Source organism: Corynebacterium sp. TUM25020, assembly GCF_056388495.1.
The window spans coordinates 64,912-79,149 of the sequence record NZ_JBWJFG010000008.1 but is presented as its reverse complement, the minus strand read 5'-3'; the positions used below and the strand labels follow the sequence as shown (position 1 = coordinate 79,149).

The 14,238-nt window shown below is 57.1% G+C and carries 11 protein-coding genes; 7 read left to right on the top strand and 4 right to left on the bottom strand.

What is annotated here, in order from left to right; translation table 11 throughout:
* The 6 genes from AC05K6_RS08885 to AC05K6_RS08860 form a co-directional block, all read left to right on the top strand.
* Positions 1-2,237: acyltransferase family protein (locus tag AC05K6_RS08885; protein ID WP_476728350.1), on the top strand; the 2,237-nt coding region annotated here is incomplete at its 5' end.
* Positions 2,238-2,311: 74 nt separating this feature from the next.
* Positions 2,312-3,958 carry a peptide chain release factor 3 gene (locus AC05K6_RS08880; protein WP_293790996.1) on the top strand — a complete coding sequence of 549 codons (1,647 nt, stop codon included), beginning with the start codon at positions 2,312-2,314 and terminating at the stop codon, positions 3,956-3,958.
* Positions 3,959-4,053: 95 nt separating this feature from the next.
* Positions 4,054-6,480 carry an MMPL family transporter gene (locus tag AC05K6_RS08875; protein ID WP_476728349.1) on the top strand — a complete coding sequence of 809 codons (2,427 nt, stop codon included), beginning with the start codon at positions 4,054-4,056 and terminating at the stop codon, positions 6,478-6,480.
* A 54-nt stretch (positions 6,481-6,534) separates the two neighbouring features.
* On the top strand, positions 6,535-7,197 hold the full coding sequence (locus AC05K6_RS08870) for a TetR/AcrR family transcriptional regulator (RefSeq protein ID WP_476728348.1): 663 nt from the start codon (positions 6,535-6,537) through the stop codon (positions 7,195-7,197).
* Positions 7,198-7,335: 138 nt separating this feature from the next.
* A complete protein-coding gene (locus AC05K6_RS08865; protein WP_476728347.1) occupies positions 7,336-8,013 on the top strand; it encodes a TetR/AcrR family transcriptional regulator in 678 nt (225 codons plus the stop codon).
* Between the two features lie 77 nt (positions 8,014-8,090).
* Positions 8,091-8,813: a nicotinamide mononucleotide transporter family protein gene (locus AC05K6_RS08860; RefSeq protein ID WP_476728346.1), complete on the top strand. Its 723-nt coding sequence runs from the start codon at positions 8,091-8,093 to the stop codon at positions 8,811-8,813.
* Positions 8,814-8,821: 8 nt separating this feature from the next.
* Here AC05K6_RS08860 and AC05K6_RS08855 read toward each other — a convergent pair whose 3' ends face one another.
* Complete coding sequence (locus AC05K6_RS08855; protein ID WP_476728345.1) at positions 8,822-9,901, bottom strand: 3-hydroxyisobutyryl-CoA hydrolase; 1,080 nt, start codon at positions 9,899-9,901, stop codon at positions 8,822-8,824.
* 120 nt (positions 9,902-10,021) lie between these two features.
* A complete protein-coding gene (gene ppk2, locus AC05K6_RS08850) occupies positions 10,022-11,011 on the bottom strand; it encodes a polyphosphate kinase 2 (protein ID WP_476728344.1) in 990 nt (329 codons plus the stop codon).
* Positions 11,012-11,110: 99 nt separating this feature from the next.
* On the opposite strand from ppk2, the gene AC05K6_RS08845 reads away from it, so the two are divergent.
* Complete coding sequence (locus AC05K6_RS08845; RefSeq protein WP_476728343.1) at positions 11,111-12,388, top strand: glycosyltransferase 87 family protein; 1,278 nt, start codon at positions 11,111-11,113, stop codon at positions 12,386-12,388.
* A 6-nt stretch (positions 12,389-12,394) separates the two neighbouring features.
* On the opposite strand, the gene AC05K6_RS08840 is transcribed toward AC05K6_RS08845, so the two are convergent.
* Positions 12,395-13,882: an L-serine ammonia-lyase gene (locus AC05K6_RS08840; protein ID WP_473963764.1), complete on the bottom strand. Its 1,488-nt coding sequence runs from the start codon at positions 13,880-13,882 to the stop codon at positions 12,395-12,397.
* Positions 13,883-13,895: 13 nt separating this feature from the next.
* Complete coding sequence (locus AC05K6_RS08835; protein ID WP_448308384.1) at positions 13,896-14,225, bottom strand: putative quinol monooxygenase; 330 nt, start codon at positions 14,223-14,225, stop codon at positions 13,896-13,898.
* Positions 14,226-14,238: the final 13 nt, after the last annotated feature.

The window sequence follows — 14,238 nt, the reverse complement described above, 5'->3', positions numbered from 1 at the left end:
ACAAGACGCTACCCAAGACGGGACAAAAGCCAGCAGCAAAGCCTGCGCCAAAGGCTGTTGAAAAGCCAGCACCGAAACCGGAAACCAAGCCTGCAACAAAACCAGTAGCAAACGCTGCACCAAAGCCGGCAGCCAAGCCTGCACCACGACCGGAAACCAAGCCTGCTCAAAAGCCAGCAGCAAACGCTGCCCAAAAGCCGGCAGCCAAGCCCGCGCCAAAGAAAATTACGCCTAAGGCTGAGCAAAAGGCAACGCCTGCACCAGTTGCCGTTCAGAAGCGACCTCGGCAGAACGTGCCCGAAGCGTTGGCAATTCCGCCGGAAAACAAGACTGTAAAACAGGATCGCCGCGCTCGCCTGCGCCAAGTCAAGGGACTGGATGGCCTGCGCGGACTCGCAGTACTCGCCGTAGTTATCTACCACTTTTTCGGCGACATACTGCCTGGTGGCTATCTGGGCGTAGACCTATTCTTCGTCCTCTCTGGATTCTTGATTACCTCGCTTCTGGTGCGCGAGTATCGCGTAAGTCAGACAATCAGTCTCAAAGACTTCTGGATTAGACGTTTTCGGCGCATTCTTCCCGCAGCGCTCGTCACACTATTCATAGTGACTGCGCTGGTCACCGCCATTGGCGGGGACATAGCAGTGGGGATTCGGGAGCAATTCCTGGGTACTCTGTTCTTCGTCAATAACTGGACCCAGATCGCCACTTCCCAGTCCTACTTCGCTGAAAACGAAGTTCAGGTGTTCGCACACTACTGGTCGTTAGCCGTCGAAGAGCAGTTCTATATCATTTGGCCACTTTTAACTCTGGCCATGTTTACCTTTACCCAGCGCAGACTCCACCGTGCCCCACGGCGAGTTCCCATGTTGGTAACGGTTCTTCTGGCAGTTGCCTCCGTGCTGGGTATGTGGCTGCTCTTCACCCCGGGTGAGGATCCAACACGGGTTTACTACGGCACCGATACACATGCTTTTGGCCTACTCATCGGAGCTTTCTTCTCGCTCCTTGTCACGTCAACTCAGAACGACCCGCGGGTGGATTCGTGGGCGTCAGTAGGTAAGTTCGAAGCACGCGTAGCCGGAGCGATCGGCTTCCTGGCCTTCATCGGCTACGCTGCGCAGCTTCTCTTCATGGGTGACGACCTTGCTTTCACCTACCGTGGTGGCCTGGCTCTCACCAGCGTGTTGGGTGTCCTGATGATCTGGGGCGTGATCCGCGAAACAGGCCCGCTGACTTTGATCTTCCGGACCAAAGTCATGCGTTGGTTGGGGCAGCGGTCGTTCTCTCTATACCTATGGCATTGGCCCGTCATCATGATCCTGCGAGAGCTCTTTAATGAGGACGGACGCATGCAGCACGAATGGATTCTGGGGCTAGTTGCGCTCCCCATTGCTCTGCTCATCTCCGAGATCTCCTACCAGCACGTCGAGAATCCCTTCCGCCGTCGCGGCTACAAGCAGACGTGGAAGAACTACGTGAACGCACGACCGAGCTATCACGAGATCAATGAAGGGTTCAAGAAGGTCGCCTGGCCTTTCGTACCGCTTCTTGTCGTAGCTAGTGTAGGCGGCGTGATCTACGGTGTGGTCAACTCGAACGATAAGACTGAGCTGGAACAACAGCTGGATCAGCTGCAACAAATGAACCAGTCGGCAAATAACAACAAGAAGACCGCGCCTGCACCTGCCGCTCCATCCCCGAAGCCTGACCAGAAGTCAGCTCCGGTTCAAGGTAAAGACATTACGGCCGTAGGCGATTCTGTGATGCTTGCAGCAAGCCAAGCCCTGAATGCCGACTACCCCGGGATTTTTATCGACGCAGATGTATCCCGCCACTACACCGCAGGCGTCGAGGTACTGCGACAGCTTAAGGATTCAGGACAGTTGCGTTCCACGGTGTTCCTGGGATTCGGAACAAACGGCGCTGCATTCCCCGATCAGATGGAAGAAATGATCAACCTCATCGGGCCGGATCACACGATTGTAATGGCTACCCCCTACGGCGATCGCGAGTGGATGGGACAGGCACGCCAGGAGGTCATCGAAGCAGCCAAGACCCATGACAACGTCTACCTGGCGGACTGGTGTGGCCATGCGCAAGCCCATCCGGATCTGCTGTTCGAAGATGGCGTTCACCCTATGCCGGAAGGCGCTGAGGAGTACTCGAAGGCATTCGGTGAAGCTCTCGAGCAATCTTCAGCCCATAAGAAGAAGACCACGTCCTCCTGCGCCTAGGTGCTCTCCTCCGGGCGTTGTGTGCCAATGCGTTTCCAGCCATTGAGGGCTAACCCGCTAGACTAATTGGCACTATGAGTACAACCGCATCCGAAGCCTCACGCCGCCGCACATTCGCCGTCATCGCCCACCCGGATGCCGGTAAATCCACTCTCACAGAGGCACTTGCCCTGCATGCCCACATGATTAAGGAAGCAGGCGCAGTGCACGGTAAGGCGGGCCGCAAGTCCACAGTTTCCGACTGGATGGACATGGAAAAGGATCGCGGTATCTCCATTGCCTCCTCTGCCCTTCAGTTCGAGTACGCACCGGAAGGGCACGAGGGCGAGCCGTTCATGATTAACCTCGTCGATACCCCGGGTCACGCCGACTTCTCGGAGGATACCTACCGCGTTCTTTCTGCTGTTGACGCCGCAGTGATGCTGATTGACGGAGCAAAGGGCCTTGAGCCTCAGACGCTGAAGTTGTTCCGCGTATGCAAGGCGCGTGGCCTACCTATTGTGACCGTGGTAAACAAGTGGGATCGTCCAGGACGCAGCCCTCTAGAACTTGTCGACGAAATCGTCAACGAGATCCAGCTACAGCCCACTCCCCTGTTCTGGCCGGTCGGTGAGGCCGGAGACTTCCGTGGCTTGGCGCGCATTAACGACGACGGTGAAGCCGAGGAATACATTCATTTCCTTCGCACGGCGGGTGGTTCCACGATTGCCCCGGAAGAGCACTACACCCCGGAACAAGCCTCAGAGCGAGAGGAAGATGCGTGGGATACCGCAGCCGAGGAAGTTGAGCTGCTGGCTGCCGATGGCGCACTACATGACCAAGAATTGTTCTTGGAGTGCACCACCTCTCCGTTGATTTTCGCTTCCGCCATGCTGAATTTCGGCGTCCACCAGATCCTGGATACCCTCTGTGCCCTGGCACCTGCACCCGCTGGCAGAGATTCCGACCCGAAGGTGTTGGAAGCCGCTGCAGGTGGGAACTCCGGTTCCATCGATGAGCATCGCGACCCAACTGACGAATTCTCTGGCGTGATCTTTAAGGTGCAGGCAGGTATGGATCGCAACCACCGCGATTCCCTGGCCTTCATGCGAGTGGTCTCGGGTGTTTTCGAACGTGGTATGCAGGTCACCCATGCGCAGTCGGGCAGATCTTTCTCCACGAAGTACGCACTGACAGTCTTTGGCCGCACTCGTGCGACGGTCGAAGCTGCTTACCCCGGCGACATCGTGGGTCTCGTCAATGCCGGCTCGCTCGCTCCCGGTGACACGATTTACAGCGGCAAGAAGGTTCAGTTCCCACCCATGCCGCAGTTCGCCCCCGAGCATTTCCGCACTCTGCGCGCGAAGTCGCTGGGCAAGTACAAACAGTTCCGTAAGGCTCTTGAGCAGCTGGATTCCGAAGGCGTTGTACAGATTCTGCGCAACGATGCCCGCGGTGACGCGAACCCAGTGATGGCCGCAGTCGGCCCCATGCAGTTCGAGGTCATGCAAGCTCGAATGGATGTTGAGTACAACGTGGAGACAGTGGCCGATCCTGTGCCCTACTCTGTCGCGCGACGTACCGACGCCGAATCCGCGCCGATGTTGGCGAAGCAGCGCGGTGTGGAAATTTTCACCCGCACCGACGGGGAACTCATTGCTCTCTTCGGCGACAAGTGGAAACTGGCCTTTGTGGAAAAGGAACACCCAGAGCTAACGATGGAGACATTGGTCGCTGACTAGTGCCTACTAGTAAGGCCAGCCTTGCTGGGAACGACTTCCCGCCATAATCTTGCGCAGGTATTGCAATTCTTCGCTACCTGTGCAATATTTTTCGCATGGCAAAATTTCTCTACCACGTAGGCCGTTCCGCCTACCAACACAAATGGCGCTTCCTCGCCGCCTGGCTGATCGTACTGATTGGCGTGGGCACCGCCTCCGCCCTCCTCACCAAACCCACCTCGCAGTCCTTCACCATCCCGGGCCTGGAATCGATCGAGACCCAGGAGAAGATCAAGGAGGACTTTCCTAATAGTGAAAACACCAACCAGCTAGAGGCCGCAAAGGGCAAGCTAGTTATACAGGCTCCCGAGGGGCAAACACTTGCCAAAGGTGAAGCCGCCCAGGCAACTGAGGACGTTTTGCAGGCGCTGCAAGAACTCGATTTCTTGAAGGACAAGGAAAAACTCGTCTCTCCCGTCCTGGCCAGCGAAAACATGCACCAGCAGATGGCTCCGATGAAACAGAAGCAGGGCATGCCGAAGGAGCAGATCGCCTCTGACATCGCAGCTTTGAGCCCGCTGAGTCCCGATAAGCGTACTGGCATGATCGAAGTCGCATTCGACGCAGAGACCGCCACCGACGTACCCGCCGAAGACATCCAGAAATTCGAAGAAGCGGTCAAGAATCACCAAGGCAATCTCCAGGTCGGCTGGAACGGCAACGCATTCCAGCAACCCGAAATGAACATGACCTCCGAGATCATTGGTCTGGCCGTCGCCGCCATCGTCCTGATCGTCACGTTCGGCAGCCTAGTGGCCGCTGGCCTGCCGCTATTGTCCGCAGTCATCGGCGTGGGCACTGGCATCGGCATCGTCATGGCAGCCACCTCCGTCACCGACAGCATCAACTCTATGACCCCCACCCTGGCATCCATGATCGGCCTGGCTGTGGGCATTGACTACGCGCTATTCATCCTCTCCCGCTACCGCAGCGAATTGATCGCGCACGTGGACGGGCAGGATCTCGAGCCCAAGGAACTGCAGCAAAAATTCAGGACTATTCCGGTCAAGGACCGCGCCCACTTGGCTGGTCTCGCCGTCGGCAAGGCCGGTTCCGCAGTGGTCTTCGCAGGCCTCACCGTATTGATCGCTTTGGCCGCACTGTCCATCATCAACATTCCGTTCCTTACCGCCATGGCTCTGGCCGCAGCCGGCACCGTAGCCATTGCAGTCATCGTCGCGATCACCCTTTTGCCCGCCATCATGGGTCTGATCGGCACAAAGGTTTTCGCTGGCCGTGCCCCGATTGTGAAGGCGCCGGATCCGGAAAACGAAAAGCCCACAATGGGTCTAAAGTGGGTGCGCATCATCCGTAAGAAACCCGCCTTGTGGCTAATCGGCGCGGCAGTACTACTGGTCTTGCTTGCCATCCCTGCAATGAACCTCCGGCTCGCCATGCCATCTGACGGATCCATGGCCAAGGGCACTCCCAACCGCATCGCCTACGAGATGACGGAGGAGGGTTTCGGTGCTGGCCGGAATGCTCCAATGCTCGCACTCGTGGAGTATCCGGACCTAAAGGGCAAGGAAAAGGCCGCAGCCGCCCAGCAGGCCGTCGCTACCATCCAGGGCACCGACGGCGTTGAAAATGCCCAGTTGGTTCAGACCAACGGCGACCCACAGAATCCTGCTGACATGGGCACGGCCGCTCAGGTGATGATCACCCCGTCGTATGGCGCTACGGATGCCCGTGCTGCTGACGTACTCGAACAGATCCGCGCTGAGGAGTCCAGCTACGCCGAGAAGACCGGTGCCACCTACGCCATTACCGGTGTAACCCCGATGTACGAGGACATCTCTCAGCGTCTATCAGAGGCCCTCATCCCCTACATCGCAATCGTCCTGGTACTGGCATTCATCCTGCTCATGGTCGTCTTCCGCTCCATTTGGGTGCCGCTGATCGCAGCGGTCGGCTTCGGACTGTCGGTGGCCGCCACGTTCGGCGTTACCGTCGCACTGTGGCAGGAAGGTTTCGGAGGTATTGTCGACGACCCGCAGCCGATCATCTCCTTCTTGCCAATCATGCTGATCGGCATCGTGTTCGGCCTCGCAATGGACTACCAAGTCTTTCTTGTTACCCGTATGCGCGAAGGCTGGGCGCACGGCAAGACTGCCGGCAACGCTACCTCCAATGGCTTTAAGCACGGAGCCCGAGTAGTTACGGCCGCAGCGCTCATTATGATGTCGGTCTTTGCTGCGTTCGCTCTCGCCGACGAGCCATTCATCAAGGTGATGGGCTTTGCTCTAGCCGCCGCCGTATTTTTTGACGCCTTCATTGTCCGCATGACCTTCATCCCAGCCACTATGTTCCTTCTCGACGAGCATGCGTGGAAGTTCCCCAAGTGGCTAGGGAAGATCATCCCCACGGTCGATGTCGAAGGCGAAAGCCTGATCGGTCTCAAAGCTGACGGAAGCCGCGATTCGGAACCTGAAGCCAAAGCTGACGGGGCGCACCTTCAAGAATCCCAGCAGGAGGGACGATAGAGGGCGTCGTTAGGCAAACAGGCGAACAGTAGTCAAAGAAGGATGGCGCGCGAAATGAGTAACCAAAACGGCAATCAACCTGCGGAAAAGACACTTGGCCTAAGAGATCGCAAGAAAGCTGAGACTCGCGAACGCATTGCCCAGGCTACCGTTGAAATTCTGGTCAACGAGGGAGCAGAGAATGCGACAATTGCCCGTATCGCAGAAAAGACGGACATTTCCGCGCGCACTTTCCACAACTATTTCCCCCACCGGGAAGCAGCTTTGTTATTCATACTTAATCAATTTGTCGACGAAATGGTTAACATTGTGGAAGTCGCAAGACCCGGCCAACCTTTAATCTCAATCGCCGAGAACATTGCGGTAAACCTCTATAATCGCCCGTCAGAAAATCCCAGGAGCATCGACACTCTCCCCCGCCTCGCTGACCACCTCCGCAGTATTCCACCTCATCAACGAGAGGAACTTTTCGCAGAGGATCAGCGGCACTTCAGTTCCGGAGTGGAGTTCTTTTCCCCACTTGTAGAAGCTTTTCAGCAATACAGCAAGCGGGCAGGAAACACCCTATCCACTGTCAATGCACTACTCCTCATCAATACCATGATGTTCATTCCCGGCATCTTCGTGGAGCTCAATAAGACGGGCGATGTCACCACCGAACAAGATATTCGAAACGTTTTCCAATTACTGGCAAATGGCCTCTCAGAACTCCGTTAACTCTTAGAAAACGCTAGATGGACAGTTTTCATTATCGAGTTCAAGCTTCAGCTGCAGCAGTCCTGCTACACTACTCTTCAATCAGCTTTATCGCGCTCATTGAACTCATTGGGCAGATTGAAAGGTTTCCTCACTCACATGGCGACAAACGCGACCATTCCCGAGCCCTCTGCCTCTAGGCGCGAACAGAAAAAGGCCGAGACTAAACAAAACCTTATTGATGCCGCGATCGATCTGTATTTGAACGACGGGCCGGATGCAGCCACGGTACATGCCATTACTAAGAACGCTGGCGTGTCTCCCCGTACCTTCCACAACTATTTCGAACGCCGCGACGATGTCTTCGCATACTATTTGCACGACGTTTTTGAGAACTTCGCCCTGCGCGTCAAAGAGGTCGCCACAGACCACCGCACTGGCCGCACCGCCGACATCCTGCGCGACACCATGTGGATCTACTGCTCCCCACTAGGGCCGGAGTCCGGGGACAACTCTTCACAGATCTCCGACCCCATCACCCCAGATGTCCGCAAGTTCAAGCCTTTACTCATCATGCTGGAACATCCTCATCAGAACAGTAGCGGCGACAGCCTGGAAGTAGATCTCCCAACCCTTACCGAGCCCGGCACTCAGGCGCTATGTGAGATCGATCCCAACCTCACCCCCTTCGATGCTTTCCTTCTATTAGATGTTGCTTTCAGCATTGCTCTGCGGGCTATGGAGGCCGCGGCGGACGAGAGGCTCGCAGGCGATGCCACCCCGCGGGAACTCTACGATCGAGCCTTCGACATGCTGGCTAGCGTAGATCGCAGTTAAAAGACCAATGCAGTTAAAGGGCTAATACGCTCTGAAGTGCTTACCCGGTTTTCTGCCGCGGACCCGAATGGGGAAAGATGGTGACTGTGGAATCCGAGGGAATCTTTACAACACTTCTCAACGCAACACTGTTCATAGGCGGCTACCCGATCCTCTGGAGAGAGATCATCGGCAATCTGTTCGGCCTCGCCTCCGCCGTTGGCGGAATGAAGCGCGTGGTCTGGGCCTGGCCCGTCGGCATCATTGGCAATATCCTGCTATTCACCGTATTCCTGGGCGGACTCTTCCACACCCCACAAGACCTCGACCTCTATGGCCAAGCTGGGCGCCAGGTGATGTTCCTGATCGTCTCTGTCTACGGCTGGTATCAGTGGAATCGCGCCCGTACCGCCGGTCTGCGCGAACCAGATAACACTGATCCTTCGCGCTCCATCGTCAGTGAACCCGCAGCGGACAGTGCCGCCGTTCAGCCCAGCTGGGCCAGCACCAAGGAACGCCTGGGGATGCTCGCCTTCGCCGTCTTCGGCACCATCGGCTTCGCACTCGTCTTCGATGCACTGGGCTCCTGGGGTCCATGGGCAGACGCCTGGATTTTCACCGGCTCTATCCTCGCCACCTTCGGAATGGCTCGAGGCTGGACGGAGTTCTGGCTCATTTGGATCGGCGTGGACATCGTAGGGGTGCCTCTCCTACTGTCCGCCGGCTACTACCCCTCAGCCACGCTATACCTGGTTTACGGCGCATTCGTTCTGTGGGGCTTTTTCGTTTGGGTGCGGGTGCAACGCAAGGAAAGCGCTTAATCCCCTAACTATCCCAGCAGCTCCTGCCATTTCTGCACATCCACTTCGTCCGTGGACGCAGGCTCAAATTGAGCATTGAAATCCTTGTGTTCCAGTACAGCGCGAACACCCTCAATGAAATTCTTCCCCCGACGCAGCTCTGAGCCAACCTTGTACTCCATGTCCAAAGCCTCACGCAGTGTTGAGTTTTCCGCACGACGGAACAGCTCCACGGTAGCCACCAGGCTCTCAGGGCTGGCTCCCTTCAAGCAATCTGTCACCTTGGTTATGAACTGCGCCAACTCGGCGTCAGAAACAGAATCCGCATCCTTAGCAATCCGGGCCTCGATTTCGGCCCACGAGCTTTCGGCGAAAGTCTGCTCAATCCACTCGGAGTGGCTCTGCAGCGTAGAAACTGGTTCGTCCAGCTCTTGTAGTTCCAGCGCATGTTCGCGCAGTGCCTCTGGCAATTCATCTGTTTGCAAAGCAGCTTCGAAAGCGTGAACATCTGCCACCAGGTTCGTACCCAGCCCGGTGTAAAGCATATCTGCCGGGCTTAGGCGCCACCCTGTCGTAGCGATAAACAGGCCAATGGCTGGCGGAACATCCAAATGGGTCAGCTTGTGCGACATCCCTACGTCGGGCACGAACCCGATCGCCGCCTCTGGCATAGCGCCGAGCGTACGGGGAGTGATGATGCGGTGCGATCCGTGTACGGAAATGCCCATACCCCCGCCCATAACGATTCCTTCAAGCAGTGCAATGACGGGTTTGTTGACTATGGACAGGCGTTCGTTGAGGTCGTATTCCTCCTCGAAGAAGGCGTCACCGAATCGGTACATGCGCTTCATGTCCCGCGTGCGCACGTAGCGCACGTCGCCGCCGGCACAAAATGCTCGATCGGAGGAGGACTTGATGACAATGAAGCGGATCGAATCGTCATCGGCCCATCTATCGACCGCCTCGCGGATCAGGCGAATCATCTCCGCGTTCAAGGAATTGAGAGCCTTCGGGCGATTCAGCTCGATCACTCCGACGCGCCCCGCTACAACAGCGGTAACCTCCGCCTCCGGGTCATACATCGGCTGCTTCCTCTTCTTGTCTGCCATGCAACTATGATTACAGGAACCAGAAAAGCGCGCAGCCCAAAGTAAGTTTTCCCTCATCAGAATAGAAAAAAGCTAGGCAGATTCTCAGACCTGCCTAGCTTTTAGTGACCTTGAGAACTCCTATTTCTTCTTCTTGGACTTCTTGTCACCCTTCTTGGACTTGGACTTGGCTTTATCCTTCTTGTTTTTGTCCTTGGATTTTTCCTTATCGCCCTTCTTGGACTTGGATTTCTTTCCGTCACTGCCGTTTTTGGACGCCGCAGCCTCCTCGGCCACACGCTTGGCTTCCTTCTTCACCAGATCCTTCTCCAGCATCTTCGCCACATCCGGAACATAACGGAACTGGGTACGCGGCGGGCGCTCATAGGTGGAATCGGATTCCGGCCGCTCCGGGATCTTCGGAACGTTCTTTTCGACATACTCCCACGGAATCGTGTTCAACAGGTGGTTGATCACGTTAATGCGGGAGCGTTTCTTATCCTCAGACTCCACTGTGTACCACGGGGCGGAGGGGATGTCGGTGTGGACGAACATTTCGTCCTTCGCACGCGAGTAGTCCTCCCAACGGGTGATGGACTGCAAATCCATTGGGGACAGCTTCCACTGGCGCAGTGGATCCGACTGGCGAGATTGGAAACGACGAATCTGCTCTTCATCGGAAACAGAGAACCAGTACTTGCGCAAGATAATGCCGTCTTCTACCAACAGTCGCTCAAAGATAGGCGCCTGGTGCAGGAAGCGACGGTACTCCTGGGTTGTACAGAAGCCCATCACGCGCTCGACACCAGCGCGGTTGTACCACGAGCGGTCGAAGATAACGATCTCACCGGCCGTCGGCAGCTTCTCAATATAGCGCTGGAAGTACCACTGACCTTGTTCACGGGAGTTCGGCGCGGGCAGCGCCTCGATGCGACAAACACGTGGGCTGAGGTACTGGGTGATGCGCTTGATCGCGGACCCCTTGCCCGCTGCATCGCGCCCTTCCATCACAATGACGATGCGCGCGCCGGTTTCCACCACCCACTGCTGCATTTCGACGAGTTCCGCCTGGAGCCTCTTCAGCTCCTCTTCATAGGCCTGTTTGTCCAGCTTGGGTAGTGCGTTGTTCATTGTTCCAAGCTTAGTTCTTTGCAGGCGGCAACGCCTAATGCACCACCATCGTCAACCGCTGGCGAATCTTCCGCGATGAAGATGGAATAATAAGCCTTTATGCAGACTAAGGAAGACACCCCGGCGCGCGTCGAAGATTTCAGGCACCTCAAAATCGGCGTCCCTTTGAAAGTCGTACTCAGCGTACTCGCGGTGCTGTCTTTCCTTCCCACGATTGTGAACACTCGGGGCTTCCACTATCACCTGGATCTCGATGTTTATCGGGTGGGCGCGCAGCGAGTACTGGATGGTCAGGAGCTTTATAGCGGCCACTTCCACATCATCGGCGATACATTCTTGCCTTTTACCTATCCTCCTATTTCGGCGGTATTGTTCACTCCTCTTGCGGTACTTCCCTATGACCTCTCCGCCGTGTTGCTCGCTTCCGCCACGGCGCTCCTTACCTGGTGGATGTTCGCCTACACTCTGCACATGGCGGCGAGGGTGGATCGCACCTCTGCCGCATGGGTCTCGGTCGCGTTGACAACTGTTCTTATCCACCTGAGCCCCATTCACACCACCTTTGCCTATGGGCAGATCAACGTGTTGTTGATGGGCATGGTTTTTGCCGATGCACTGGTCGTTCCTCGTCGTTATCGGGGTCTGCTCACGGGTGCTGCGGTAGCCATCAAATTGACGCCCGCAGTGTTCGGCCTGTGGTTCCTGTTGCGCAAGGACTGGGGTTCCATCGTGCGCATGGGTGCGGGCACGCTGGGTACCACGGCTCTGGCTTGGCTGATTCTGCCCAGTGACTCCAAGGAATATTGGACTCACACGCTGCGCGAAACCGGACGCATCGGCAACCATGAGTATGCCTTGAACCAAAGCCTTAACGGCCTCCTTCACCGCTTCGGGCTCCAGACGCAGGACTCCTCAAGCTTGCTGTGGATAATCCTGGTGTGCGTCTCGCTAGTGGTCATCACCTTCGTCATGTTCAGCTTGCTCAAGGCCCAGGCTCCCATCGCTGCTCTTAGCGTCAATGCGCTCTTTGCTCTGCTAGCCAGCCCGATTTCCTGGAATCACCACTGGTCTTGGGCACCGGTACTTCTGGTGGCATTGGCGGGCTACGCCTTCGCCACCCCTGCCTCCCCTGTGGGCACCCCGCGCTGGCTGTGGACTTCCCTGGTGGTATTGGGGTTCGCGGCCTTCGCCTTCGAACCCACCGCCTTCGTCCCCTTCCAGGAACAGCGTGAGCTGGATTGGAATCTCTGGCAGGTCATTGTGGGTAACTCTTACCTGTGGTGGACCATCCTTGCGTTGGCAGTGATGACCATTCACTTCGCGTTGTCCCACAAGAGCCGCCCTGTCCCTCCGTCCCCCGCTGAGACACAGAACTAGCGTGTCCTAGCACTCAGGGACATTGACTGAAACATTTGTCGCCAAGCCTCCGCCGGCAGTTTCCTTGTACTTTTCGGACATGTCCCTTCCGGTCTGTCGCATGGTCTCAATGACCTCATCCAAGGTGACATGGTGGTCTCCGTCCCCGCGCATAGCCATCTTCGCAGCATTGATGGCTTTCCCGGCGCTGATGGCATTTCTTTCGATGCATGGAATCTGCACCAAACCACCGATCGGATCGCACGTAAGCCCCAGCGAATGCTCCATGGCAATCTCCGCTGCATTGGCGACCTGGCGTGGTGAACCACCCAGTACCTCCGCCAATCCAGCTGCGGCCATAGAGGCAGCGGAGCCAACCTCGCCCTGGCAGCCGACCTCAGCTCCGGAGATGCTGGCGCGTTCCTTGTACAGCGATCCAATCGCTCCCGCGGCCAGCAAGAATCGCCGGTTGACGTCAAAAGGATCCTGCTTCCCCGCAGGGGTGAACTCGCGGGCATAAAACATCACAGCCGGGATAATGCCTGCCGCTCCGTTGGTCGGGGCGGTCACCACCCGTCCACCGGCAGCGTTTTCCTCATTCACAGCGAGCGCCACCAGGTTCACCCAGTCCTCGGAAAACTCCGCGCTGCGATGCGGATCTTCCTCCATGAGCTGGTCGTACCAGCGCTTGGCGCGGCGGCGTACCATCAGAGCGCCGGGCAGCACTCCGGCAAAGGACACGCCCCGCTTGGCACAATCCTGCATGGCCTGCGCAATAGCATCCAGGTTCGCATTGATCTGCTCATCGGTGCGCAACGATTGCTCACAGCGCCGCTGCACCTCTCCCAGACTTAATCCCTCGTGTTCGGCCAGCGAGATCAGCTTGTCACCGGATTCGAACAACCACGGACCGGATAGTTCATCGAGGGTGGGGACTTCCTCTTCGGTGCGGATGAAGCCACCGCCGATGGAATAGTAGGTCTGTTTTAGTGGCTCCACGCCGTTCACGCCGTTGACCACAAAGGTCATCGCATTTGTATGCACCGAGCGACGCACAGTGGGACGTAAAACAATGTCCTCGAAGCCACATGTGATCGGCAAGTTTTTATCCCCTGCCAGATGGATGGTGCGCGTAGCCCGGATCTCCTCCAGGCGGGTCTGCATATAATCCGGGTCGATCTGCGCCGGATCGGCACCGTCCAGCCCCAGCAGACACGCTCCGAGCGTTCCGTGGCCCGCGCCCGTAGCCGCCAGCGAGCCATAGAGGATGATGCTGATGCTGGGACCGTTCTCGCCCTCATCGGGTAAGCTCACCACATTCGCCAGCTTGTCAGCGCCCAGCGGGTGCAAGCCCTCGTCGGAGCCTGAATCGGTGGCGCTGGGGGACGCGGCGTCATCGGCAAAAAGCGCCTTGACCTGCTGCGCGAATGAGAGCCCCGCGCGCATGGGTCCGACGGTGTGTGAGGATGACGGCCCCACACCGATCTGGAAGAGATCGAAAACACTGACGGTCATGCTGATTACTGGGCTAGTTGTCCTCGACGCGGAACTCAGCCATGCGATCCCACTCGGTCTTGCCCGGGATCTTCGTATTGATGATCTCCGGGGTCTCCAGCAGGTACTTCGGCATTTCATCGCAGGCGCGCTTGAAGTGCTCGGACTCGACGTGCGCAACGTCGCTATCGTCCTGGAAAGCTTCGATCAGTAGGTACTCATTCGGGGTTTCCGGATCGCGGAACCAGTCGAAGAAGATGTTGCCCTCCTCCGCACGGGTGGACTCGGTGAACCAGGAGACCTCCTGCAGGAAGGTATCGGCGAACTCTGGGCGAACCTTGTACTTAACGTTGATCAGGATCATGGTTCCCCAGCCT